Raw genomic sequence first — 23527 nt, 5'->3', positions numbered from 1 at the left:
GTCCGCCGGGCTGCTGAGTCCCGCCGGTGACGACTCGGTCACCGGGCGGCTGAGTCCCCCCGTGACGGCCGCGGACGCCGGGTTTATCGCGCCTCGACCGGTGACGGCTGTGTGCGCTGCCGTCGCGCCGCCATCACCGCGTAGACGAGGATCCCGACGAACAGGAACAGCACGCCCTGGTAGACCGCCGCGTAGCCGGCGCCCGCCATCAGCCAGACCGAGAAGGCGGCGGCCACCGCGGTGATCACGCCGTCGCGCACCAGCCGCCCCCGGTCGACCGCCTCGGACCGGCCCGCCACGAGGTGGAAGATCTGCGCGGCGGTGGCCAGCAGGTACGGCACGGTCGCGGTGAACGTGGTGACCAGGACCAGGACCTCGAAGACCCTGCCCGAGCCGGACAGGTAGTTGTACACGGTGAGCAGCGAGGCGAGCACGACCGTCACGCCGACCCCGACCGTGGGCACACCCCGCCGGCGGCGCGTGAAGGCGCTCGGGAAGAGACCGTCACGGGCCGCCGCGTACGGCGTCTGGGCGCTGAGCAGGGTCCAGCCGTTGAGGCAGCCGGTCATCGACACCAGAGCGGCGAGCGCCACCGCCGTACCGCCCCAGCTGCCGCCGAACATCGTGTTCACGGCGTCCGAGAACGGCGCGGTGGAGGTCACCAGGCGGTCGTGCGCGACCGTGCCGAACACGGACAGCGTGCCCAGCAGGTACACCAGCGCGGCGCCCGCGGTGCCGATGACGGTGGCGCGGCCCACGTTGCGCCGGGCGTTCTCGACCTCGCCCGCGCTGACGGCGGCGGACTCCACCCCGAGGTAGGAGAAGAGCAGCAGGGCGGCCGACGCGGACACCGCGCCGACCGCGCCGTGACCACTGGTGTTGAACGGCCCGAGCCGGTCCGGGTCGAAGAAGAACAGGCCGCCGACCGCGACGAGCAGCAGCGGCACGAACTTCAGCACCGTGGAGACCAGCTGGACGGCGCCCACGTAACGGGTGCCGGCGAAGTTGGCGAGCGCGGGCAGCCACTGGAGGGCCAGCGCGGCCAGGCAGGCGGTCCAGCGGTGACCGTTCACCGGGATCAGCACGTCGAGGTAGCCGACCGCGGCGACGGCGAGCGCGGCGTTCGACACCCAGGTGGTGATCCAGTACGACCAGGCCGCCAGGAAGCCCGCGAAGTCGCCGAACGCCTCGCGGGCGTAGACGTAGGGACCGCCGGTACGGGGGTCGCGGGCGGCGAGCCGGCCGAAGACCAGGGCCAGCGCGATGGCGCCGACGGTCAGCACCCCGAACGCGACCAGACTGACGGTGCCGTAGGGGGCGATGGAGGCGGGCAGCAGGAAGATGCCGCCGCCGATGATGTTGCCCATGACCAGCGCGGTGGCGACGGGCAGGCCGAACCGGCGGGCATGCCGGCCGGCGTTGCCGTCCGGGTCCTCGACGGGAGCCGTGGGGGTCTCCGCGGAGATCTCCGCGGGGGCCGGAGCCGGCTGCGGGACGGTCCCGGTGCTGTGCATGGGTGGTGCGCCTCTCATGGAACTGACGTGCCCGGGATCGCCGGGACGGCCCCATGGTCGGGGATGCGTCGATCTGACACAAAATCGCCGCTCGTTGTTTCGTACGGGACGCCCGAGCGTGCAAAAAACGTCGCGGCACGGCCTTCGTACCGCCAGATGTCCGGCGCTGTCCTCCGGGGGGCGCCGGGGCGCGGGAGCCGGTCAGTCCGCCGCCCACAGGCTGCGCACATGCCCCAGATGCCGGGTCATGATCTCGTGCACGGCCTTCTCGTCGCGCTCCAGCAGGGCGTCCAGCAGCTCCAGGTGCTCCTCGGCGGACGCGAGCAGCCGGCCCGCCTCCACCAGCGCGGTGAGCCCGTACAGACGGGAGCGCCCCCGCAGGTCGGCCACGACCTCGACCAGGTGGGTGTTGCCCGCCAGGGCGAGCAGGCCGAGGTGGAAGCGGGTGTCGGCCTCCACGTAGGCGATCAGGTCGCCCGCCGCCGCGGCGGTGACGATCTCCCGGGCCGCCGGGCGCAGCGCCTCCAGCGAGACACGGTCGGCCGTGCGGGCCAGGGCCACCACGGTGGGGATCTCGACGAGCGCCCGGATGTGCGTGTACTCGTCCAGCTGCCGGTCGGAGACGGCGGTGACCCGGAAGCCCTTGTTGGGCACGGTGTCGACCAGCCCCTCCTTGGCGAGGTCGAGCATCGCCTCGCGCACCGGCGTCGCCGAGACGCCGAACCGGGTGGCCAGCGAGGGCGCCGAGTACACCTCGCCCGGCCGCAGCTCGCCGGCGATCAGTGCGGCGCGCAGGGCGTCGGCCACCCGCTCGCGGTAGCTGCTCCGCCGGCCGCCGAGCCGGGGGAGTGCGGGCGTCTCCGCCCCGGGCGTGTTCTGTGCCATGTCACGCATCACCGGGGTGAGTCTAGAGGACGAACCCTTCCGGGAACGGATCGGCCGGGTCCAGCAGATACTGCGCGGTCCCGGTGATCCACGCCCGGCCGGTGAAACTGGGCAGCACGGCCGGCACCCCCGCGACCTCCGTCGTCCCCAGCAGCCGCCCGGTGAAGCGGGTGCCGATGAAGGACTCGTTCACGAACTCGGTGTGCAACGGGAGTTCGCCGCGCGCGTGCAGTTGCGCCATGCGCGCGCTGGTACCCGTGCCGCACGGGGAGCGGTCGAACCAGCCCGGGTGGATGACCATCGCGTGGCGGGAGTGCCGGGCCGTCGCGCCGGGCGCGTGGAGGTGGACGTGGTGGCAGCCGCGGATCGACGGGTCCTCCGGATGCACCGGCTCCTCCTGCTCGTTGATCGCGCGCATCAGTGACAGGCCCGCCGCCAGGATGTCGTCCTTGCGGGCGCGGTCGAAGGGCAGCCCGAAGGCGTCGAGCGGGAGGATCGCGTAGAAGTTGCCGCCGTAGGCGAGGTCGTAGGTGACCGTGCGGCCGTCGGGCAGGGCGAGCTTGCGGTCCAGGGCGACGGCGAACGAGGGGACGTTCCTCAGCGTCACGTTCCGTGCGGCGCCGTTCTCCACCGCCACCTCGGCGACCACCACGCCCGCCGGGGTGTCGAGCCGGATGGCGGTCACCGGCTCCACCACCTCCACCATCCCGGTCTCGACCAGCACCGTCGCCACCCCGATGGTGCCGTGCCCGCACATCGGCAGACAGCCGGAGACCTCGATGTAGACGACACCCCAGTCGCAGTCCGGGCGGGTCGGCGGCTGGAGGATCGCGCCGCTCATGGCGGCGTGGCCGCGCGGCTCGTTCATCAGCAGGCGCTTGATGTGGTCGCGGTGGTCCCGGAAGTGCAGCCGGCGCTCGTTCATCGTCGCGCCGGGGAGGGTGCCGATCCCGCCGGTGACCACGCGGGTCGGCATGCCCTCGGTGTGCGAGTCGACGGCGTGCAGGACGAGCTTGCTGCGCATGGTCCGGCTCCTTACGCGAGACCCGCGGCGACGGCCTTCTCGGTGGCCGCGCGGACCGCGGCCGCCTGCTCGGGCAGCAACGGTACGCGGGGCGGGCGCACCGGGCCGCCGTACCGCCCGACGACGTCCATGGAGAGCTTGATCGCCTGGACGAACTCCACCTTCGAGTCCCAGCGCAGCAGCGGGTGCAGCCGCCGGTACAGGGGGAGCGCGGTGCCGAGGTCGCCGGCGGTCGCGGCCCGGTACAGCTCTGCCGAGGCGCGGGGCAGCGCGTTGGGGTAGCCGGCCACCCAGCCCTTGGCGCCGGCCGCCGCCAGCTCCAGCAGTACGTCGTCGGCCCCGATCAACAGGTCCAGCTCCGGGGCGAGTTCGGCGATGCGGTAGGCGCGGCGGACGTCGCCGGAGAACTCCTTGACGGCCTGCACGAGGCCCTCGCCGTGCAGCCGGGCGAGGAGTTCGGGGACCAGGTCGACCTTGGTGTCGATCGGGTTGTTGTACGCGACGACCGGCAGGCCCGCCTTCGCGACCTCGGTGTAGTGGGCGAGGACGGACCGCTCGTCGGCGCGGTAGGCGTTGGGCGGCAGCAGCATCACCGACGCGCAGCCGGCCTCGGCCGCCTGCTCGGCCCAGCGGCGGGCCTCGGCGGACCCGTACGCGGCGACGCCCGGCATCACCCGCTCACCCCCGACCGCGGCCACGGCGGTCTCCACCACCCGGGCGCGCTCCTCGGGGGTGAGCACCTGGTACTCGCCGAGGGAGCCGTTCGGTACGACGCCGTCGCAGCCGTTCGTGACGAGCCAGGCGCAGTGCTCGGCGTAGCGGTCGTGGTCGACGGAGAGGTCTTCGCGGAGCGGGAGGGCGGTGGCGACGAGGATGCCACGCCAGGGACGGTTCTCGGGGTGCGTCATGGGCGATCCCTCATTCAGTGGGGTGTGACATATTACTGAGTTGAGTGCAGATGGGGAGGGTGGAAGGGGCGGCGGGACTCAGTCCGTTTCCGGCGGCACGGGATCCGCTCCCGGCCGCTTCGTGTCCGGGCCCAGCCGGTCCCCGTCCGTGTCCGGCCGGTCCACTCCGGTTTCCGGCGGGCCGGCGTCCGCCGACGGCAGGCCGGTGTCCGTCACCGGATGACCGGCGTCCGCCATCGCACGGCCGGTGTCCGTCACCGGCAGGCCGGGGTCCGTGTCCGGCAGGCCGGGGTCCGTGTCCGGGAGGCCGGCGTTCGTGTCCGGCAGGCCGGCCAGGACGCCGAGCGGTACCGGGCGGGCGAGCGGTCTGCGGCCGGCGGTGAGCGGGCAGCCGGTCAGGCCCGCGACCGCCGGCGCGCACATCCGGCCCTGGCACCAGCCCATCCCGGCCCGGGAGAGCAGTTTCACGGTGCGCAGGTCGCCGGCGCCGAGCAGCTCCACGGCGCCGCGCACCTCCCCGGCGGTGACCTCCTCGCAGCGGCACACCACCGTGTCGTCCGGGACCCGGTCCGCCCAGCCGGCCGGCGGCGCGTACACCGCGTCGAGGGCGGTGGCGAACTCGCGCAGCCGGGTCCTGGCCCGGGCGGCGGCGGCCCAGCGGCGCGGGTCGGTGGCGGTGCCGTGCAGCCGGGCCGCGGCCGAGCCACCGGCGATGTGCCCCTCGGCGAGTGCGAGCGCCGCGCCGCCGACACCGGTGGCCTCGCCGGCGGCCCAGACCCCCGGCACGTCGGTGCGCTGCTCGGCGTCGACCCGTACGGAGGTGCCGGACAGGGTGCAGCCGAGGGTCTCGGCGAGGTCGGTGTGCGGCAGCATGCCGTGGCCCACGGCGAGGGTGTCGCAGCGGATCCGGCGGGTGCCGCCGGGCCGGAGGGTGCCGTCCCGGTCGAGCGCGGCCACCGTGACCGCGTCCAGCCGGCCGGTGCCGTGCGCCGCCACGACCGCGGACCGGGGCAGGACGCGTACCCCGTGCCGCAGCAACCGGGCCGCGTACCCGGCGCCCTCGGCGAGTTTGCCCGGCTGGGCCGCCAGGGCGGGTGCCCGGCGCAGCAGCGCCGCGGGACCGGCGGACTCGACGAGCGCGGCGACCCGGGCGCCCGCCGCGGCGAGCCCGGTGGCCACCGGCAGCAGCAGCGGACCGGTCCCGGCGACCACGGCCGTCCGTCCGGGCAGCACCAGGCCGCCCTTGAGCATGGCCTGCGCGCCGCCCGCCGTGACGACGCCGGGCAGGGTCCAGCCCGGGAAGGGCAGCACACGCTCGTACCCGCCGGTGGCGAGCAGCACGGCGTCGGCCCGGACGACGGTGCCCTCGTCCTGCGCCGGTCCGCGCAGGGCGTGCACACCGAACGCCCCGGAGGCCGGATCCCGTGCCACGCACCACACATGATGGTCGGTCAGCGCGGTGATCCGGCCGGCCTCGCGGTGCCGTTCGAGGCCGGCCCGCAGCCGTTCCCAGGTGCGCCACTGGTGGTGCAGCGCCCGGGGCCGGCGGGCGCCGAGGGCGGCGGCGGGCTGCCGGTAGAACTGTCCGCCGGCCTGGTCGGCGGCGTCGACGAGGACGACCTGGACGCCCCGTGCGGCCGCCGTCAGGGCCGCGGCGAGGCCGGCCGGGCCCGCCCCGACGACGGCGAGACGCGGTCGCTCAGCCATCGTCCCGGCCCGTCCCCCGCTGGCTGCGGATCACATCGCCGGGGTGCACCGGCACCAGGCAGGCTCGTTGATTGGGGCGGTCGTTGACGGTCACCAGGCAGTCGAAGCACACCCCGATCCCGCAGAACACCCCGCGGGGGCGGCCGGTGTCCCGCGTGCTGCGCCAGGACGTCACGCCCGCCGCCCACAGCGCCGCCGCGACGGTCTGGCCCGGCAGCGCTTCGAGGGGCCGTCCGTCGAAGGTGACGGTGCGGGCCGGGCCCGGCCGGGCCCGGGTCAACTCCAGGGGATTCACCGGGCGTCGCCTCCATCGGTGTCGAACCGCTCCGGCCGGAACGGCACGGGATCCAGCTCCGGCGCCCCGCCGGTGAGGGCCTGCGCGATCAACCGGCCGGTTCCGGGGGCGAGTCCGATGCCGGCACCCTCGTGCCCGCAGGCGTGGAACAGGCCGGGCGCCCGCGGGTCGGGGCCGATCGCCGGCAGGTGGTCGGGGAGATACGGCCGGAAGCCCGCGTACGTGCGCAGCGCGCGGATCCGCTCCAGGAACGGGAACAGTGCGATCGCCCCGGCGGCGAGCGCCCGTACGGCGGGCAGGGACAGCGAGCGGTCGAAGCCCACCCGTTCCCGGGTGGCGCCGATGAGCACCGGTCCCGCGGCCGTGCCCTCCACGACCGGCGAGGTGCGCAGGGCGGCCGAGTCGCTGGCGACGTCGGCCACATAGTCGGCGGCGTACACCTTGTGCCGGATCATCCGCGGCAACGGCTCGGTGACCAGCACGAAGCCGCGCCGGGGGAGCACCGGCAGCCGGACGCCGGCCAGCGCCGCGAGTTCGCCGCCCCAGGTGCCGGCCGCGTTCACCACCGCCGGTGCGTGGATGTCGCCCCGGTCGGTGCGCACGCCGTACACCGTGCCGTCCGCCGTGCGCAGCACGCCGGTCACGGTGTGGCCCAGGTGCGTCCGGGCGCCGGAGGCCCGGAGCAGCCGGGCGGCGGCGAGCGCGGGCATCACCTGGGCGTCCTGCGGGTAGTGCACACCGCCCGCCATGCCGGGCGCCAAGTGCGGTTCCAGTTCCCGCAGCCGGTCCGCCCCGACCGGTACGGCGGTGACACCGGCCGTGCGCTGGCCCGCGGTGAAGTCCCGCAGCGCGGCCAAGGCGCCGGGGGTCGAGGCGACCACGAGGCCGCCCTTGGGTTCGTACTCCATCGCGGTGCCCGGTTCCTCGGCCAGTTCGGCCCACAACCGAGCCGACAGCAGGGCCAGTTCCAGTTCCGGGCCCGGTTCCTTGTCGGAGACGAGCAGGTTGCCCTCGCCCGCACCGGTGGTGCCGCCGGCCACCGGACCCCGGTCCACCACCCTCACGTCGAGACCGGCCCGGGCGGCGTACAGCGCACAGGCCGCGCCCACCATCCCGGCTCCGACGACCACGGCATCGCAGGTCAGTCGCTTCGCCACGCCAGTACTATGTCACATGTTGCTCTCGCTGAGGAGACCCCACGCGGCACCCCGAGAGCCCCGTCGCGCGCCCCCTCGCTCCCCTCGGCCGCCCCCGCCGCCGCGCCCGGAGTCCCAGGCGTGGACGCCCCCTTGACGTCACACGGAGCCGGATCGACACTCCAGGGAGGGAACCCTAGTGAACAGGTAGGGAATCATGACGCGCCACGAGACGGGCACCGGCCGAACGCGCCGGACGCCGTTGCGCGCCCCCCTGCTCACCTCCCGCCGCCACATCGACCTCCAGCGCGTCAGCAGCGCGATCAGCCGCCACCGCTGAACCGGGGCCCTCGCCCCCGCCGGCCGGCCGCGCCCACGCCGCATCACCCTTCGCACGCCCACGACCCGGGGAGACGCATGTCCATCACTCCGCTCGCCGCCGTCCCGTCCGCCCGTCGTCCCGCACCCCTCTTCCGGGGCCGGATCGGCCGGGACGCGCGCAGCGGCCACTACGCCGTGCCGCACCGCTACCGGCTCCACCTGTCGACCGCGTCCCCCGACGGCCTGCGCCTCGCCGTCGGCCACAGCCTGCTGGGCCTCGGCGGCAGTTGTCCGGTCACCCTCCTGCCCCCCGTCCCGGACCGTCCCGGCGGCGGCCACTCGGCGCTGCGTCCGCTGTACGAGGCGAGCGCCCACCACTACACCGGGCCGGCGCTCGCGCCCGTCCTCGGCGACGACTGGTCCGGACGCATCGTCAGCACCCACACCCCCGGCATCCTGCGCGACCTGGACCGGTTGCGGCACGACGGCCGCGCCCGCCTGTATCCCGCCGGCCTGGAGTCCGTGATCGAGGCGGTCGAGCGGATGTGCGCCGAGGGCATCGAGGAGGCCGCCCAGCGCGCCGGCCGTGCCGGTGCCGACCCGGACGAGCGGGCCGGCGCGCTCGATGTGCTGCTGGACACCCTGGGCCGGCTGGAGCGGCGGCTGAGCGAGGAGGAGTACCTCGCCGACGGCCGGCTCACCGCCGCCGACATCGAGCTGTGGGTGTCCCTGGTGCAGCTGGACACCGTCCACCGCTGCCACCTCGACGCCTCCGCCGTCCACCGCATCGCCGGCCACCGCGCGCTGTGGGCCTACGCCCGCCGCCTGGCCGCGCACCCCGCCTTCGGCCGCCATCTCGACCTCGACGGCATCGCCCGCCGCCACCACGGCCGTTGCCAGGGCCTCGAGGCCGCCGGAGCAGCGGTCCAGATCCTGGACTGGGCGAGCCACGCCGCGGGCTCCCCGGACACTTCCCGCCGGTGAGAGCGGGCCACTGATGTCCACCGGGCGGACGGCCGTTGACATTCGAACGGCCGACTGCCTTACTTACGGCTCTAGAACGGTCATGAGCGTCAGCGCCAAGCCCTGGCTCGCTGACCGGCAACCCTCGCGGCGCGGTGGGGTGCCCCAGGTGACGACCGGACCGGACGGCGATTTCGGTAAGCGCGAGGCCCCACGGGGCCGGAACAGTGACAGGTGACGCCATGCACGCAGCTCCCAGGACGGCCTCGGGCCGCCTCCAGGGCCGCGTACCGTCGTCCGCCGGTCCGCTCGTCGCCGACCGCGCCGTCGATCTGCTCCGCGTGAACAGCGCACTGTGTACCGCACCGGGCTCTGCCCGCCGCCAGGGCTGACCTCTCCTTACGGTCCCCGCGTTCCCGCCGCGCACCTTCCACCCGGTGTGCCGTTGTCCGCCCAGCCCCCGGTGTCCGCGCCGGCCCGTGCGCCGCCTCGTGCCGTAGTGCCGACGCGGCCCGCGCCCGCCCGTCCGCGGCCCCGGGGTGTCCGACTCCGCCGGAGCTCCTCATGAGTGAACCCCCAGGCGCCGCCGTCTCCCTCGCCGCGGCGCCCATCCCGACCGACGCACCCTCACAGCAGCCGAACGCACAGCGGGTTCAGCCCTTGCGCCGGCCCGGACGGTGGATCGTCACCGCCGTCGTCCTCGTGGTCGTCGCGCAGATCCTGCACGGACTGGTCACGAACCCCTTCTACCAGTGGGACCGCTTCCGCTACTGGTTCCTGCGCCCGGCCGTCCTCGACGGCCTCCTCGTCACGCTCGAAGTCGCCGCGCTCAGCGCCGTGCTGGGCCTCGCCGGCGGCATCCTGCTCGCCCTCGGCAGGCTCTCCGCAAGCCCGGTCTTGCGCGCGGTCAGCTGGACCTACACCTGGCTGTTCCGCTCCGTCCCGCTGATCGTGGTGCTGATCTTCCTGTACAACTTCAGTGCCCTGTACCAGACGTTGAGCCTCGGCGTACCGTTCGGCCCGGCCTTCGTCACCTTCGACGAGTCGAAGGTGGCCACGGACCTGACCATCGCCGTCGTCGGCCTCAGCCTCAACGAGGCGGCCTACGCGGCGGAGGTGGTCCGCGGCGGCGTCCTCTCCGTCGACCAGGGCCAGCACGAGGCGGCCGCCGCGCTCGGCCTGCCCCGGGGCTACCAGTTCCGCAGGATCGTCTTCCCGCAAGCCCTGAGGTCGATCACGCCGAACTACGTCAACCAGCTGATCGGCCTGGTCAAGAGCACGTCCCTGGTGTTCTACGTGTCGCTGCTCGACCTGTTCGGCACGGTGCAGTCGATGGGCAACACCTATCCCGGCGACGTCGTGCCGCTGCTGCTGGTCGCCACCGTCTGGTACCTGATCCTGACCAGCGCCGTGTCCGTCGTCCAGTTCTACGTCGAGCGGTACTACGCCCGGGGCGCCACCCGGGCCCTGCCGCCGACCCCGCTGCGGAAGGCCCGGACCGGCCTCACCGAGCTGCGGGCCAGGCTGCGCGGGGAGGCCGCCGTATGACCACCGCACACCCCCGCGGGCAGGCCGCGCCCGCCGCGCTCGAAGTGCACAACGTCCACAAGTGGTACGGCGCCCACCGCGTCCTCGACGGCATCGACCTGACCGTCCGCCCCGGCGAGGTCACGGTGATCATCGGCCCCTCCGGCTCCGGCAAGTCGACGCTGCTCAGGGTCGTCAACCACCTGGAGAAGCCCGAGGTCGGCCACGTCAGCGTGGGCGGCGAGCCGATCGGGGTGAAGCGGCACGGAGGGCGGCTGAGGGAACTCGGCGAGCGCGCCATCCTCGCCCAGCGCAGCCGGATCGGCTTCGTCTTCCAGAACTTCAACCTCTTCCCGCACCTGACCGTCCTCGACAACGTCGCCGCCGCCCCCGTCGCCACGGGCAGGCTGACCGGTCCGGCGGCCCGGGACCTCGCCCGTGAGCTGCTCGGACGCGTCGGCCTCGGCGACAAGGCCGCCGCCTACCCACGGCAGTTGTCCGGCGGTCAGCAGCAGCGCGTCGCCATCGCCCGCGCCCTCGCCCTGCGGCCCGGGATCATTCTCTTCGACGAGCCGACCTCGGCGCTCGACCCCGAACTCGTCGGCGAGGTGCTCGCCGTCATCAAGGACCTGGCGAGCAGCGGCACCACCCTCGTCATCGTCACCCACGAGATCGGCTTCGCCCGCGAGGTCGCCGACCGGGTCGTCTTCATCGACGGCGGCCGGATCGTCGAACAGGGCCCGCCCGGTCAGGTGCTGGACAGCCCCCGGCACGAGCGGACCCGGGACTTCCTCGGCAAGGTCCTCTGACCGCACACAAGGCGCCCCGGCCGCACACCGGCAGGGCGCCCCGACCACACGCCGACGAAGTGCCCCGGCCGCTCGCCGGCAAGGAGCCCCGGCCGCCGCACACCGGCGAAGTGCCCCGACCACACCCTCGTCGACCCGTTCCCGGCGCGACACCCGAACGACAAGGACAGCCATGCCCAGCCAGTTCTCCCGACGCAGCCTGATCCGCGGCCTCACCGCGGCGACCGTGGCCCTCTCCCTCGCCGGCGGACTCGCCGGCTGCGGAGGAGACGGCGAAGCCGCCGCCACCACCGGCCCGGCCGGCACGGTGACCGTGGGCCGGCTGTCCGGCGGAGCCGCGAAGGAGACCGAGCTGAAGGTCTCCGAAGTGAAGTCCATCAGAGCCGAACTGCCCGCCTCCGTCCGCAGGAGCGGCAAGCTCGTCATCGGTGTCGGCGCCCTGCCCTCGGGATCCGCGCCGCTGAACTACGTGGGCAGCGACCAGAGGACCCTCACCGGCTCCGAGCCCGACCTCGGCCGCCTGGTGGCCGCCGTCCTCGGCCTGCAGCCCGAGATCAAGAACTCCACCTGGGAGAACCTCTTCGTCGGACTCGACAGCGGCAGGGTGGACGTGGCCTTCTCCAACGTCACCGACACCGAGGAACGCAAGAAGAAGTACGAGTTCGCCTCCTACCGCAAGGACGACCTGGCCTTCGAGGTGCTGAAGAAGAGCACCTGGAACTTCGACGGCGACTACGAGAACCTCGCCAGCCGGACGGTCTCTGTCGGCTCCGGCACCAACCAGGAGAAGATCCTCCTGGAGTGGAAGGCGAAACTGGCCGCGGAGGGCAAGAGGCTCACCGTCAAGTACTTCCCGGACCAGAACGCCGTCAACCTGGCGCTGAGCAGCGGCAGGATCGACGCCTTCTTCGGCCCCAACCCCGGTGTCGCCTACCGTGCCCGGCAGACCGCGAACACGCCCCACCCGACCCGCAGCGCGGGCAGCTTCTCCGGCGCCGGCGCGACGCTCCAGGGCCTGATCGCCGCCACCGCCCGCAAGGACAGCGGACTCGCCAAGCCGCTCGCCGACGCACTCAACCACCTGATCGAGCACGGGCAGTACGCCAAGTGGCTCGCCGCCTACAACCTCTCCGGCGAGGCCGTGGCGAAGTCGGAGATCGACCCGCCAGGGCTGCCGCTGGACAACACCTGACCGGCCCCGTCAAGGAAGGCACCGACGTGTCACCGACTCCTCCCGCACACCTGCACCTGGCCGTCGCCCTGGACGGCACCGGCTGGCATCCCGCGTCCTGGCGCGAGCCGGTCGCCCGCCCCCGGGACCTGCTGACCGCCGGCTACTGGGCCGACCTGATCGCCGAGGCCGAACGCGGCCTGCTCGACTTCGTCACCCTCGAGGACGGCCTCGGCCCGCAGTCCTCCCGCGCCCTGGCACCCGACGAGCGCACCGACCAGGTCCGCGGCCGGCTCGACGCGGTCCTCATCGCCTCCCGCGTCGCCCCGCTCACCCGGCACATAGGCCTGGTCCCGACCGTGGTGACCACGCACACCGAGCCGTTCCACATCTCCAAGGCGATCGCCACCCTCGACTACGTCAGCACCGGACGCGCCGGCGTGCGCGTCCGGGTCTCCGCCCGCCCCGACGAGGCCGCGCACTTCGGCCGCCGCACCATCGGCCGGATCGACTCCTTCGACGGCCCGGCCGCGCGGGAGCTGCTCACCGAGCTGTTCGACGAGGCCGCCGACCACGTGGAAGTCGTACGCCGCCTCTGGGACAGCTGGGAGGACGACGCCGAGATCCGGGACGCGGCGACCGGCCGCTTCATCGACCGGCACAAGCTGCACCACATCGACTTCGAGGGCCGCTTCTTCAGCGTCAAGGGCCCCTCCATCACCCCCCGGCCGCCGCAGGGGCAGCCCCTGGTCACCGCCCTCGCCCACGACACCGTCCCGTACCGCCTGGTGGCCCGCCAGGCCGACATCGGCTACGTGACCCCGCACGACGCGGCGCAGGCCCGCGCGATCGTCGCCGAGATCCGTGCCGAACAGGAGACGGCGGGCCGGTCCGGGGAGCCACTGCACGTCTTCGGGGACCTCGTCGTCCTCCTCGACGACAGCGAGGCCCGGGCCGCGGCCCGCCTCGACCGCCTCGACACGCTCGCGGGCGAGCCGTACACCAGCGACGCCCGCATCTTCACCGGCACCGCCGCCCGACTCGCCGATCTGCTGGAGGAGCTGGCGGCCGGCGGGCTGACCGGCTTCCGGCTGCGGCCCGCGGTCGCCGGCCACGACCTGCCCCGGATCACCCGGGAACTGGTGCCCGAGCTGCCGCGCCGCCACCGCTTCCGGGACGCCTACGAGGCCGGCACCCTGCGCGGCCTCCTCGGCCTCCCTCGCCCCGCCAACCGCTACTCCGCAGCCGCCGTCTGAGCCGGGAGGACCGCACCACCATGAGCAAGCCGCCGAAGCAGATCCATCTGGCCGCGCACTTCCCCGGGGTGAACAACACCACCGTCTGGAGCGACCCGGCCGCCGGCAGCCACATCGAGTTCGACTCCTTCGCGCACTTCGCGCGGACCGCCGAACGCGCCAGGTTCGACTTCCTGTTCCTCGCCGAGGGACTCCGGCTGCGCGAACAGGGCGGCACCCTCTACGACCTGGACGTGGTCGGCCGCCCCGACACCTTCACCGTGCTGGCCGCGCTGGCCGCCGTCACCGACCGGCTCGGCCTGACGGGCACCATCAACTCCACGTTCAACGAGCCGTACGAGGTGGCCCGCCAGTTCGCGAGCCTCGACCACCTCTCCGGCGGCCGGACCGCGTGGAACGTGGTCACCTCCTGGGACGCCTTCACCGGCGAGAACTTCCGGCGCGGCGGCTTCCTGCCGCAGGAGGAACGCTACTCGCGCGCCAAGGAGTTCCTCACCACCGCGCACGAGCTGTTCGACTCCTGGCGCGGCGACGAGATCCTCGCAGACCAGGCCACCGGCACCTTCCTCCGCGACGCCCGGGCCGGCGCCTTCGTCCACCGGGGCCGGCACTTCGACATCCACGGCCGGTTCGACGTCCCGCGCTCCCCGCAGGGCCGCCCCGTCGTCTTCCAGGCGGGCGACTCCGACGAGGGCCGCGAGTTCGCCGCCGCCGACGCCGACGCCGTCTTCAGCCGGTACTCCACCCTGAAGGAGGGCCAGGCCTTCTACACGGACGTCAAGTCCCGCCTCGCCCGGTACGGGCGCCGCCCCGACCAGCTGCTCATCCTGCCCGCCGCGACGTTCGTCCTCGGCGACACCGACCAGGAGGCCGCGGAACTCGCCCACCAGGTCCGCCGGCAGCAGGTCAGCGGCGCCACCGCCATCAAGCACCTCGAATTCGTCTGGAACCGGGACCTGTCGGCGTACGACCCGGAGGGCCCGCTGCCCGAAGTCGACCCGGTGGTCGGCGAGGAGCACATCTCCCGGGGTCGCGCCCAGGTGCGGATGTACCGGGACCCGCTCGCCGTCGCCCGCGAGTGGCGGCAGCTCGCCGAGGCCAACAAGTGGTCCATCCGCGACCTGGTCATCCACACCGGCAACCGGCAGTCCTTCGTCGGCTCCCCGGCCACCGTCGCCCGGACCATCGACGACTTCGTGCAGGCGGACGCCGCCGACGGCTTCATCCTCGTCCCGCACATCACGCCCGGCGGGCTCGACGCCTTCGCCGACCAGGTGGTTCCGCTCCTCCAGGAACGGGGCGTCTTCCGCACCGAGTACGAGGGCACGACCCTGCGCGACCACCTGGGTCTCGCCCACCCCGACGCGGTCACCCCGGCCGGGCGCGCCGCGTCCTGAGGCGTCTCGCGACCACCTGCGCGTGCCTGGCGGACGGCGGCGTGGCCGCGGCCCGCGTGCGCGGACGGCGGCGTGGCCGCGGGCGTCACCTCCCCCGTGGGTGACGCCCGCGGCCGTTCCCCCGGCGCCGGACCGTGGCCCCCTGCCGTCCGTGTGCCGTCACCAGCACATGACCGCCGTCTCTCCCGACCCCCATGTGGAGTACAGGCGGACCCGGACGACATAGCGGCGGCCCTTGACGAGCCGCACCCGGACGGCGGCGTTGTCCGGCGTGCCGCCGTCATCGTGTCCCGCGAGGAAACGCGGCTCCCCGTCCCGCTCCTCGAAGACGACCAGCACGGTGTCCGCGTCGCCGAAGGTGCCCACCGTGTACTCGCGGGTCTCCGGCGGCTCCACGGTGAAGTCCGCCTGTCCGCCCGCCCCGAGACCGAGCGGCGCTGACCGGAACGGCAGCAGCGCGGCCGGACCGGACGGCCCCGTGGGCGGATACCAGCGGAGCACGAACTCCTTGTCGGCCGGGGACGGTGTGCCGGGCGGACGCAGCCCCACGCGGTACTGCTCCGGCTCCAGCACCAGCCCCGGCCCGAACGGCAGCGTCATGACCGACTGCGGGTCCCACACCGAACCGCTTGCCTCGCCGGCGTCCAGCTGGCGCAGCACGTTCGCGAACGTCGTCTCCCGGTTCCAGAAGTTCGGCGGCCCCGCCAGCTCGGCGTAGACCGCCTCGTCGTCCCAGTGCAGCCCGGCGAACGGGCTCTGGTGCTCGTGCACCATGCCGAGCGCGTGCCCGATCTGGTGCAGGACCACCCCCCGCTCCCCGGGCGCGGTCACGTCCCAGCCGAGGTTCATGGTGCGCTCACCCCGGCCGGCCGACAGCGCGTCCCGGCCGATCGCCGACCAGGACCCGGCACCCGTCTGGAACCCGATCCGCAGCTCCGCCTCGTGGCGGTCGCCGACCTCGGCGAAGGTGATGCCGACGCCCAGGTCCTGCCACTCGCCGAAGCACCCGCGCACCACGTCCCGCTGCTCCTCGCCGCCGGCCCACGGCACCCTGCGCAGTTCCCCCGTACCGGGGACCGGGATGACCGAGGCGTCGGAGCGGGTGTCCAGGAAGCAGTAGTGCAGCACCGTGCCGTTGACCCACATCCGCCGCCCGGCGAGCAGCGCGCCCAGCCGCTCGGCGGTCAGCCCGGCAGCCAGGGCCGGGGCCGGCTGCCGCGGAAGCGAGCAGAGGCGTCGGGTCATGCGGCCATCGTGCTCGCCCGCCACGGCCGGACGCCTGAGTCGGGGGCTACTCAAGTCGCCCTGTATCAGAACCGAGTACCCGCGCTCTGGATGATGTGAGGACTTACGAACCGGACGCGAAAACCCTGGAGCTGCCCTGGCCGTTCACCGGCCGGGCGGACGAACTGGAGCTGGTGCGCGACGCGCTGACCGCGGGCCGGCCGGGCATCGTGGTGACCGGCCCGGCGGGCCACGGCAAGACGCGGCTGATCACGGAGGCGGTCCGGGGCACGGACCACGCCCGGGTGACCGGCACGCCCGAGGCCCGGGACCTGCCCCTCGCGGCCTTCGCGCACCTGCTCCCCGACGCCGTCCCGCTGCCCCGCGCGGTCCGCATGCTGTCCGGCGTACGGGTCCTCGTCGTGGATGACGCACAGCTGCTGGACGAGACCTCCGCCGCCCTCGTGCACCAGCTGGCCGTGCACGGGCGTACCCGGCTGATCGTGGCCGCCACGGAAGGCGTGCCCGCCCCCGCCGCCGTGTCCCGGCTGTGGACCGGGGAACTGCTGCCCCGGCTGGCCCTCGACCCGCTGTCCCGCGACGACACCGGCCGGCTGCTCGCCGGCGCCGGCCTGGATGCGCTCACCGTGCGCCGGCTGCACCGGGTGTGCCGGGGCGATCTGCGGCTGCTGCGCGACCTGGTCACCGCGCTCGCCGGGGCCGGCCGGCTGACACCCGTCCCGGGCACCGGCGAACGGGCCTGGCGGGGCGCGCTGCCGATCACCTCGGCCGTCCGCGAGCGGCTCGCCCCCGCCCTGGAGCGGTCCGCCCCCCGCGAACGCGACACCCTCGAACGCCTCGCCTTCGCCGAGCCCCTGCCCGTGCCGCTGGACGAGCTGGAACCGGACGTCCTCGAAACCCTCGAGGCGGACGGCCTCGTCCACGCCGACGACCAGGGCGGAGTCACCCTCGCCCACCCCCTCCACGGCGCCGCGCTGCGCGCCACCACCGGCCGGCTGCGCGCCCGCCGCCTCGCCCGCCCCGCCGGCGCGCACGGTCCCGCGCTCGCCGCCGAACAGCACACCCTGGTCCGGCGGATGGCACAGTTGGACGTCCGGTCGGTGCCGACGCCGGTGGGGGAGTGGCTGGTGGCGGAGGGCGCAACCTTGCCGGCCGGGTACGCCGAGATCCGCGCCCGGTTCGCGCGGCTGCGGGGCGAGCTGCGGGAGGCGGCGGCGTGGGCCCGCGAAGGACTGCGGGACACTCCGGCGGACGCCGGGTGCCGGGCCGAACTCCGGCTGTCCGAAGGCCAGCCGGCCGAGGGGCGGCCGGACCGGGGCCGGCCGGCGGAAGGCGGCGACCCGGACGACGTCCACTCGGTCTACGCGGCCGTACGCCTCGGTGCGCCCGAGCGGGCGGCGGGACGGCTGCCGGCCGGCAGCGTGCTGGCCCGGCACGCGGAGGCGCTGGCCCGCGGGGACGGGACCGCGCTGGACCGGGCCGCGGAGGCGCTGGCCGAGCGGGGATTCCTGCTGTACGCGGCGGAGGCGCGCGCGCAGGCCGTGCGCGCTCACCGGGACCCGCGTGCCGCACGGCTGTCCCGGACCCGGGCCGTGGCCCTGGCCCGCCGCTGCCAAGGGGCCCGCACGCCGGCGCTGACCGGGCTCGTCCTCGGGGAACTCACCGCCCGGCAGCGGCAGATCGTCGCGCTCGCGGCCGCGGGGCTGAGCAATCGGGAGATCGCCGAGAAGCTGACGCTGTCCGTGCGGACCGTCGGGAACCACCTGTACAGCGCCTACACACGGCTCGGCACGGGGGACCGGGGAGCACTGCCCTGGCTGGTGGACGGGCCGGGGCGGGAGACGGCGTAGCCGGGGCGGGCCGGTCGCCGGGTGCGGGTACGCGGGTGCCTGCGGAACGGTTCCCCGCGTCCCTTCGCCCGGGTGCCGCCGGCCGTGCGGGTGCCGTCCTCACGCCGCCCCGAACGCCGCGAAGGCCCAGCCCGTCGCCTGGTGGACCGCGTCGCCGGGCAGGGCCGCACGGGCGTCACGGAGGGCCTCGGCCAGGGAGAGGCCCGCGTCGAGCCCCTTGTGCAGGGCGAGCATCAGCGGCACCACGGCCGCGTCGTTGACCGGTGCGCTGCTCGCCACCACCCCGGCCGTGCCCAGCGGCAGCAACGCCGTGACCAGCCCGAGGAGTTCGTCCGCGCCGACCGAGGCGAGACGGGCGGTGTCGCAGCTCGACAGGATGATCCGGTACGGGCTGCGGGCCAGCCGCTCGAAGTCGTGCACGATCAGCGGACCGTCGGCCATCCGCAGGGCGGAGAACAGGGGGCTGTCCGCGCGGAACGTCCCGTGCGCCGCGAGGTGGGCGAGACCCGCACCGTCGAGTTCCGCCAGCACCCGGGGCACCTGGGCGTCGTCGCCCTCCAGGACCGTCGCCGTGCCGTACCGGTCGGCCAGTTCGGGGACCTCCGCGCCGCCCGTCGCGAGGCCGGGACCGCGCACCAGGACCGGCCGGCCGCCCGGCGGCGGTGCCGTCTCCAGGGCGCGCAGCCAGCTGCCCGCCGACGGCGACACGCTGAGCACCCGCTCCCGCAGGGCGGGCAGCAGCGCCCACGGCACCCGGTGCAGCGCCCCCGGCGGCACGATCACCACCGGGCCCGGCCCGAGATGCGGCACCGCCCCGCCCAGCAGCAGCTCCTGCAGTCGCCGGCCCGCCGCCTCCACCAGCGGCAGCCGGGCCTCGGCCCCCGGGTGGGCGAGCCGGCGCAGCCCGGCCTGCACATGCCCGGCCTCGGCCACCGCCTCCGCGAGCGAACCGCCGGCGAACCGCCGTACCTTGCCCTGCCCGCACAGCAGGACGTGCACCCGGCCGTCCACCACGGCCAGTTCGACCAGCCGCACCTCACCGAGCCGGTCCAGCAGCCGGCCCACGTCGAAGCGGTCCCCGGCGTCCGCGGCGGCCCCGCCCATGTGGCGGGTGCGGGAGCGGATCTCCCGTTCCAGGCGCCGCTGTTCGCGCTCCAGCGCCGGCACCGGGCGGCCGTCCATCCGGGCGGCCTCGGCGCGGGCCGCGATCTCCCGGTAGGCGGTCAGCCCGCTCAGCAGCGCCGGATCGTCGGGCGGCCGGGTCGGCGGTGCGGACAGCACGGTCGCCCGCCACCGCTCGCTCCACCCCAGCAGCCGGCGCGGACCGCCCTGGTCGAGACTCACCTCCTGGGCGAGAGCGGCCAGTTCGGCGCCCTGCGCGCTCGTGTGGGCGCGCAGCTCCGAGGCGCCCAGCGTCATCCGGTGGTCGTCCAGCACGTCCAGGCCGCGCCGGCACGCCTCCAGCACACCGCGCCGGGAACCGGCGGCCCGCGCCCGCAGCGCCTGTGCCGCCCAGCCGGTCACCCGGGCCGGCGCGGGCCCGCAGTGCCGGCTGCGGGCGGCCACCGCCAAGTGCCGTTCCGCGTCCGCCGTCCAGCCCAGCGCCAGCGCGATCCGCCCGGCGAGCAGGGAGGCCTCCGGCGCGGCCGGCGAGCCGAAGGCGGCCAGCCGCTCGGCGACCGCCGCCGCGTCCGCCACCATCCGACCCGAGCGGCGCCCGGCCGCCATCCGCGCCTCGATCAGCTCCAGCCGGGCGTGCGTCTCCCACCACGTCCGGCGCTGCGCCGCGAACAGCCGTACGGCGACGGCGGCGCGGGCGATGGCGGTGTGCGCGTCCCCCGCCGCGCGGGCGGCCCACGAGGCGGCGAGCAGCAGCTCGGCCTTGCGGGTGGACTGCCCGCCGATCCGGTCCAGCAGCGCGATCGCCGCGTCCGCCTCGGCCAGCGCCTCCGGTGCGAGCCCCGCCGCCATCAGCACCTCGCAGCGCCGGATCGACAGGTTGTAGGTGGGGGTGCCCAGCTTGGCGTAGCGCTCCTCGGCCTCGTCCAGCAGCCGCAGCGCGGCCGGTACGTCCCCGGACCGGAACGCGGCGAGGCCCCGGCTCTCCACCGCGTCGGCCTTGTCGTGCTCCTGGCCGGTGGTGTCCCACAGCCGTTCCGCCGCCGTGAAGTCCGCGACCGCCCGGTCCACCGCGCCGAGTGCCAGGTGCACGGTGGCCCGCAGGGTCAGCGCCCGCGCGGTCCAGATGTCGTCGGCCGCCTGACGCAGCACCGGCAGCGCCCGCCGCACGTCCTCCAGCGCCTCCCGGTGACGCCCCAGCACCCACCACACATAGGCCCGCCGGTACAGCACCCGGGCGCGGGTGTGTCCGCTGCCCCGGGCGACCCCTCGTTCGAAGGAGGCGAGCCCCTGCCGTGTGCGCCCCGCGTGCACCAGTGCGACCCCCAGCGTCGCGAGCACATCGGCCTCCCGGTCGGCCGAGTCGGCCCGCGCGGCAAGATCCCGGGCCCGCCGCAGGTGCCGGAGCGCGATGCGCAGGTCGCCGAAGTCCCGCTGCCAGATGCCGAGTACCTGGTGGGCGACGCTGGCGGGCAGCGGGGACGGGCCGGTACGCAGGACGTGTTCCGCGCGTGCCCTGGCCTCGCCCGGATCGGCGAACACCATGGGCAGCAGTTCGAGAACCGGCTCGCTTCCCGCTGTCACGTCTCGCATGGTAGTGGCCTGCTGTATCAGACGGCGGCCCCGCGGCTCTCACTGTCGCACACCGTCTCCAGGGGGAGGACACACATGGCACCACAGCGATTCCATGAGCAGTTCCACCACATCCAGCGGTCCCTGCCGGACGTCCCGCTGACCATGGGGCCGGACGAGACCGCGGGGTTCCTCTACGAGAAGGGTGTCGTCCTCGTCCGGGACGGCGAGGAGGCCCGGTTCGTCGAGGACGCCGTGCGCAGCCACTTCACCGAGACGGCGGGTCTTGTCCCCGACCATGTGCGCCGTGTGGGCCCGCGGGCCGGCCGCACCGGCGTGACCCGGATCCGGGTCGGCGACCCGGCGGAGGGCGAGGACTCGGTGCCGCACGCCCTGCGCGCGGTACGGGAGGCCGAGGGCCGCCAGGGGCGCCGGCTGGTGGGACGCAACCACGTGGTGCACATCGCGGTCAACGCCTGCCCGGGCGACGAGCCGGTGCCCGTCCCGCGCGCCGAACCCGCCAATCCGGCCGCCGCCGACGGAAGTTACGACCCCACGACGGCGGTCGGCGTCCTCGTGGTCGACACCGGCCTGGTGCACGACCACCGTTCCTATCCGCTGCTCGCGCACACCACGGGCGACGCCCAGCTGGCCGAGACCGACGGCGAGGGCGTGCTCCACCAGTACGTCGGCCACGGCACGTTCATCGCCGGGCTGCTCGCGGCCGTCGCGCCCAACACCGACATCACCGTCCGGGGCACCCTCAACGACGCCGGTGCCGTCCTGGAGTCCGAGTTCGGCGCCCTGCTCTTCGAAGCGGTCGACCGGGACGGCTGGCCGGACATCATCAGCCTCTCCGCGGGGAGCCCCAGCGCGGACACCGACGGTCTGATCGGCCTGGACGCGTTCATGCGGGAACTGCGCGAGCGGCGCACCCTGCTGGTGGCCGCCGCCGGCAACAACGGCAGCGACACCCCCTTCTGGCCCGCCGCCTACGCCGGTCTGCCCGAGTACGCCGACAGCGTGCTGTCGGTGGGCGCCCTGCGCGCGGACGGCGAGGGCGCGGCCTGCTTCACCAACCACGGCCCCTGGGTGCGCGTCCACGCCCCGGGCGAGCGCCTCACCAGCGCCCTCACCGGGTTCACCACGCCCGTGCCGTACGTCTACCAGCACTCCACCTACGACGCCTGCCGGTTCGGCGCCGACTACTCCTGCACCTGCCAGTACCCGCGCCACACCGGCGTGTTGAGCGAGGGCCGGGAGAACACCGGCGCCAAGCCGGACCAGGTGATGTTCGACGGGCTCGCGCAGTGGAGCGGCACCTCGTTCGCCACCCCGGTGGCCGCGGGACTCGTCGCGGCCCGGATGACGGCGTACCGGGAGCGCGACCCGCGGGTGGCGGGCGCCGGGCTGCTGGCGGCCACCACGGACCGGGCCGAGGTGCGCGGGGCGCACGTACCGGTGCTCCGCCCGCCCACCTGGCGCCCCACCCCGGCCGTGGTCGCGGCTCTGCCCGCATGAGGTCCGGAACGCTCCACTCCACGGCGTACGATGACGTGCCGTACACGAGGGGTGGAGCCGTGGACCGAACAGAGGTCGGCGCGTTGGTCCAGTCCGCCGTCGACGGGGACGCCGCGGCCTGGAAGGCGCTGGTGGAAGGGATGAGTCCCCTGGTGTGGTCGGTGGTGCGCGCACACCGGCTCTCGGACGCCGACGGGCACGAGGTCTTCCAGACCGTCTGGTTCCGCTTCGCCCAGCACCTGGGCCGGATAAGGGAGCCCGACAAGACCGGTGCGTGGCTGGCGAGCACGGCCCGCCACGAGTGCCTGAAGGTGCTCAGGGGCCTGGCCCGACTGACCCTGACGGACGATCCGCGGGTGCTGGACCGGGCCAGTGAGGACCGGACGCCGGAGGAGACCCTGATCGATTCGGAGGAGGCGGCGGACCGGGCCGAGCGGGTCCGCCGGCTGTGGCAGGAGCTGGACGGACTGGGCGAGCGCTGCCGGCAGTTGCTGCGCGTGCTGATGGCCTCGCCGCCGCCCAGCTACGGGGAGATCTCGGCCGCGCTCGGCATCGCGGTCGGCAGCATCGGCCCGCTGCGCCAGCGCTGTCTGCGCCGGCTGCGGGCCCGGATGAATGCCCGGGGTGCGGTGTGAACGGCGACGACGGGAACCGGAGGACCGGGGAACGGGGCCCGGACGAGGACGCGTTCGCGGACGCGCTGCTGGAGGAGGAGCTGCGCCAGGTCGCCGCCGTTCTGGACCCGGTCCCGGCCGAGCTGGTGCAGACGGCGCTGGAGGCCTTCGCGCTGCACGACCTGGACACCCGGCTCGCCGAGCTGACCTTCGACTCGCTGGTGGACGCGCTGCCCGTCAGAGGGGTCGTGGACGCGCCGCGCATGCTGACCTTCCGCTCCGGCGAGGTGACCGTCGACGTGGAGGTCACCGGGGAGGGGCTGATCGGCCAGGTGCTGCCGCCGCAGTCGGTGCGGATCGAGGTGCTCGGCGGTCCGGCCGCCGTCCGCCCGGTCACCGCCGACACCCTGGGCCGGTTCACCAGTGACACCCCGCCGGCCGGCCCGTTCGCCCTGCGGCTGCGGACCGGCGCGGAGGTGATCGTCACCGAATGGCTGCGAGCCTGAGCGGCCGGCCGGGCCCCGGGCCGGCGGTCCGGACCAGGGCATGCGACACCGGACCAGCGCATGCGACACCGGGCCGCGGGCTGCGAGTGCGTGCCGCGGGCTGCGAGTGCGTGCCGCGGGCTGGGGGTTCGGGCCACGGGCTGTGGCACCGGGCCATGGCCCGCCGGTCCGGGGCACGGGTCGGGGC

Annotated in this window: 20 protein-coding genes and 1 riboswitch; of the genes, 11 read left to right on the top strand and 9 right to left on the bottom strand. The window is 74.8% G+C overall.

Going from position 1 to position 23527, the window contains the following annotated elements; genetic code table 11:
- Positions 1-83: 83 nt before the first annotated feature.
- The 7 genes from JK361_RS00525 to JK361_RS00495 all read right to left on the bottom strand — a co-directional run bounded on the left by JK361_RS00525 (position 84) and on the right by JK361_RS00495 (position 7490).
- The gene (locus JK361_RS00525; RefSeq protein WP_201813584.1) at positions 84-1514 is read right to left on the bottom strand and encodes an amino acid permease; all 1431 of its coding nucleotides are present in this window, start codon (positions 1512-1514) and stop codon (positions 84-86) included.
- Between the two features lie 201 nt (positions 1515-1715).
- The gene (locus JK361_RS00520; protein WP_201813583.1) at positions 1716-2408 is read right to left on the bottom strand and encodes a GntR family transcriptional regulator; all 693 of its coding nucleotides are present in this window, start codon (positions 2406-2408) and stop codon (positions 1716-1718) included.
- Positions 2409-2421: 13 nt separating this feature from the next.
- Positions 2422-3423, bottom strand: a complete 1002-nt coding sequence (locus JK361_RS00515) for a proline racemase family protein (protein ID WP_201813582.1) — start codon at positions 3421-3423, stop codon at positions 2422-2424.
- Positions 3424-3434: 11 nt separating this feature from the next.
- Positions 3435-4331: a dihydrodipicolinate synthase family protein gene (locus JK361_RS00510; RefSeq protein WP_201813581.1), complete on the bottom strand. Its 897-nt coding sequence runs from the start codon at positions 4329-4331 to the stop codon at positions 3435-3437.
- Positions 4332-4409: 78 nt separating this feature from the next.
- Complete coding sequence (locus JK361_RS00505; protein WP_236052291.1) at positions 4410-6038, bottom strand: NAD(P)/FAD-dependent oxidoreductase; 1629 nt, start codon at positions 6036-6038, stop codon at positions 4410-4412.
- The gene (locus JK361_RS00500) at positions 6031-6333 is read right to left on the bottom strand and encodes a (2Fe-2S)-binding protein (protein WP_201813580.1); all 303 of its coding nucleotides are present in this window, start codon (positions 6331-6333) and stop codon (positions 6031-6033) included. The genes JK361_RS00505 and JK361_RS00500 overlap by 8 nt, the downstream gene beginning before the upstream one ends.
- Positions 6330-7490 carry an NAD(P)/FAD-dependent oxidoreductase gene (locus JK361_RS00495; protein WP_201813579.1) on the bottom strand — a complete coding sequence of 387 codons (1161 nt, stop codon included), beginning with the start codon at positions 7488-7490 and terminating at the stop codon, positions 6330-6332. The genes JK361_RS00500 and JK361_RS00495 overlap by 4 nt, the downstream gene beginning before the upstream one ends.
- A 196-nt stretch (positions 7491-7686) precedes the next feature.
- On the opposite strand from JK361_RS00495, the gene JK361_RS41940 reads away from it, so the two are divergent.
- The 7 genes from JK361_RS41940 (at position 7687) to JK361_RS00465 (ending at position 14913) form a co-directional block, all read left to right on the top strand.
- Positions 7687-7809 carry a putative leader peptide gene (locus tag JK361_RS41940; RefSeq protein ID WP_262418265.1) on the top strand — a complete coding sequence of 41 codons (123 nt, stop codon included), beginning with the start codon at positions 7687-7689 and terminating at the stop codon, positions 7807-7809.
- Between the two features lie 77 nt (positions 7810-7886).
- Entirely contained in the window at positions 7887-8774 is an 888-nt protein-coding gene (locus tag JK361_RS00490; protein ID WP_201813578.1) for a glutathione S-transferase C-terminal domain-containing protein, read from the top strand.
- A 78-nt stretch (positions 8775-8852) separates the two neighbouring features.
- Positions 8853-8963: riboswitch (SAM riboswitch) on the top strand.
- 354 nt (positions 8964-9317) lie between these two features.
- Entirely contained in the window at positions 9318-10301 is a 984-nt protein-coding gene (locus JK361_RS00485) for an amino acid ABC transporter permease (protein ID WP_201813577.1), read from the top strand.
- Positions 10298-11089 carry an amino acid ABC transporter ATP-binding protein gene (locus JK361_RS00480; RefSeq protein WP_201813576.1) on the top strand — a complete coding sequence of 264 codons (792 nt, stop codon included), beginning with the start codon at positions 10298-10300 and terminating at the stop codon, positions 11087-11089. The genes JK361_RS00485 and JK361_RS00480 overlap by 4 nt, the downstream gene beginning before the upstream one ends.
- Positions 11090-11261: 172 nt before the next feature.
- Complete coding sequence (locus JK361_RS00475; protein WP_201813575.1) at positions 11262-12281, top strand: ABC transporter substrate-binding protein; 1020 nt, start codon at positions 11262-11264, stop codon at positions 12279-12281.
- A 26-nt stretch (positions 12282-12307) separates the two neighbouring features.
- The gene (locus tag JK361_RS00470) at positions 12308-13516 is read left to right on the top strand and encodes an LLM class flavin-dependent oxidoreductase (RefSeq protein WP_201813574.1); all 1209 of its coding nucleotides are present in this window, start codon (positions 12308-12310) and stop codon (positions 13514-13516) included.
- Positions 13517-13536: 20 nt separating this feature from the next.
- Positions 13537-14913, top strand: a complete 1377-nt coding sequence (locus JK361_RS00465) for an NtaA/DmoA family FMN-dependent monooxygenase (RefSeq protein WP_201813573.1) — start codon at positions 13537-13539, stop codon at positions 14911-14913.
- A 159-nt stretch (positions 14914-15072) separates the two neighbouring features.
- Here JK361_RS00465 and absR1 read toward each other — a convergent pair whose 3' ends face one another.
- A complete protein-coding gene (gene absR1, locus JK361_RS00460; protein WP_201813572.1) occupies positions 15073-16158 on the bottom strand; it encodes a beta-glucuronidase AbsR1 in 1086 nt (361 codons plus the stop codon).
- A 95-nt stretch (positions 16159-16253) separates the two neighbouring features.
- Between absR1 and JK361_RS00455 the strand changes: the two genes are divergently transcribed.
- Positions 16254-18008, top strand: coding sequence for a LuxR family transcriptional regulator AbsR2 (locus JK361_RS00455; protein WP_201813571.1), 1755 nt, complete (start codon positions 16254-16256; stop codon positions 18006-18008).
- 99 nt (positions 18009-18107) lie between these two features.
- On the opposite strand, the gene JK361_RS00450 is transcribed toward JK361_RS00455, so the two are convergent.
- Positions 18108-20711: a CHAT domain-containing tetratricopeptide repeat protein gene (locus tag JK361_RS00450; protein ID WP_201813570.1), complete on the bottom strand. Its 2604-nt coding sequence runs from the start codon at positions 20709-20711 to the stop codon at positions 18108-18110.
- Between the two features lie 84 nt (positions 20712-20795).
- On the opposite strand from JK361_RS00450, the gene JK361_RS00445 reads away from it, so the two are divergent.
- Genes JK361_RS00445 through JK361_RS00435 form a run of 3 tightly spaced genes read left to right on the top strand, consistent with a single transcriptional unit; the run spans position 20796 to position 23340 of the window.
- Positions 20796-22220 carry a S8/S53 family peptidase gene (locus JK361_RS00445; RefSeq protein ID WP_201813569.1) on the top strand — a complete coding sequence of 475 codons (1425 nt, stop codon included), beginning with the start codon at positions 20796-20798 and terminating at the stop codon, positions 22218-22220.
- Positions 22217-22855 carry an RNA polymerase sigma factor gene (locus JK361_RS00440; protein WP_201813568.1) on the top strand — a complete coding sequence of 213 codons (639 nt, stop codon included), beginning with the start codon at positions 22217-22219 and terminating at the stop codon, positions 22853-22855. Before JK361_RS00445 ends, JK361_RS00440 begins: the two co-directional genes overlap by 4 nt.
- Complete coding sequence (locus JK361_RS00435; RefSeq protein ID WP_201813567.1) at positions 22852-23340, top strand: hypothetical protein; 489 nt, start codon at positions 22852-22854, stop codon at positions 23338-23340. Before JK361_RS00440 ends, JK361_RS00435 begins: the two co-directional genes overlap by 4 nt.
- Positions 23341-23527 lie beyond the last annotated feature (187 nt).

Source organism: Streptomyces musisoli (assembly GCF_016741855.1).
GTDB classification, from domain to species: domain Bacteria; phylum Actinomycetota; class Actinomycetes; order Streptomycetales; family Streptomycetaceae; genus Streptomyces; species Streptomyces musisoli.
Note: the sequence above shows the minus strand (reverse complement) of the source record. Positions and strands in the feature narration are given on the sequence as shown.

Coding starts and splice junctions, on each gene's coding strand:
- absR1 (WP_201813572.1), bottom strand. CDS start 16,158: ATGACCCGACGCCTCTGCTCGCTTCCGCGGCAGCCGGCCCCGGCCCTG.
- JK361_RS00475 (WP_201813575.1), top strand. CDS start 11,262: ATGCCCAGCCAGTTCTCCCGACGCAGCCTGATCCGCGGCCTCACCGCG.
- JK361_RS00490 (WP_201813578.1), top strand. CDS start 7,887: ATGTCCATCACTCCGCTCGCCGCCGTCCCGTCCGCCCGTCGTCCCGCA.
- JK361_RS00520 (WP_201813583.1), bottom strand. CDS start 2,408: ATGCGTGACATGGCACAGAACACGCCCGGGGCGGAGACGCCCGCACTC.
- JK361_RS00505 (WP_236052291.1), bottom strand. CDS start 6,038: ATGGCTGAGCGACCGCGTCTCGCCGTCGTCGGGGCGGGCCCGGCCGGC.
- JK361_RS00480 (WP_201813576.1), top strand. CDS start 10,298: ATGACCACCGCACACCCCCGCGGGCAGGCCGCGCCCGCCGCGCTCGAA.
- JK361_RS00440 (WP_201813568.1), top strand. CDS start 22,217: ATGAGGTCCGGAACGCTCCACTCCACGGCGTACGATGACGTGCCGTAC.
- JK361_RS00510 (WP_201813581.1), bottom strand. CDS start 4,331: ATGACGCACCCCGAGAACCGTCCCTGGCGTGGCATCCTCGTCGCCACC.
- JK361_RS41940 (WP_262418265.1), top strand. CDS start 7,687: ATGACGCGCCACGAGACGGGCACCGGCCGAACGCGCCGGACGCCGTTG.
- JK361_RS00485 (WP_201813577.1), top strand. CDS start 9,318: ATGAGTGAACCCCCAGGCGCCGCCGTCTCCCTCGCCGCGGCGCCCATC.
- JK361_RS00525 (WP_201813584.1), bottom strand. CDS start 1,514: ATGCACAGCACCGGGACCGTCCCGCAGCCGGCTCCGGCCCCCGCGGAG.
- JK361_RS00465 (WP_201813573.1), top strand. CDS start 13,537: ATGAGCAAGCCGCCGAAGCAGATCCATCTGGCCGCGCACTTCCCCGGG.
- JK361_RS00445 (WP_201813569.1), top strand. CDS start 20,796: ATGGCACCACAGCGATTCCATGAGCAGTTCCACCACATCCAGCGGTCC.
- JK361_RS00515 (WP_201813582.1), bottom strand. CDS start 3,423: ATGCGCAGCAAGCTCGTCCTGCACGCCGTCGACTCGCACACCGAGGGC.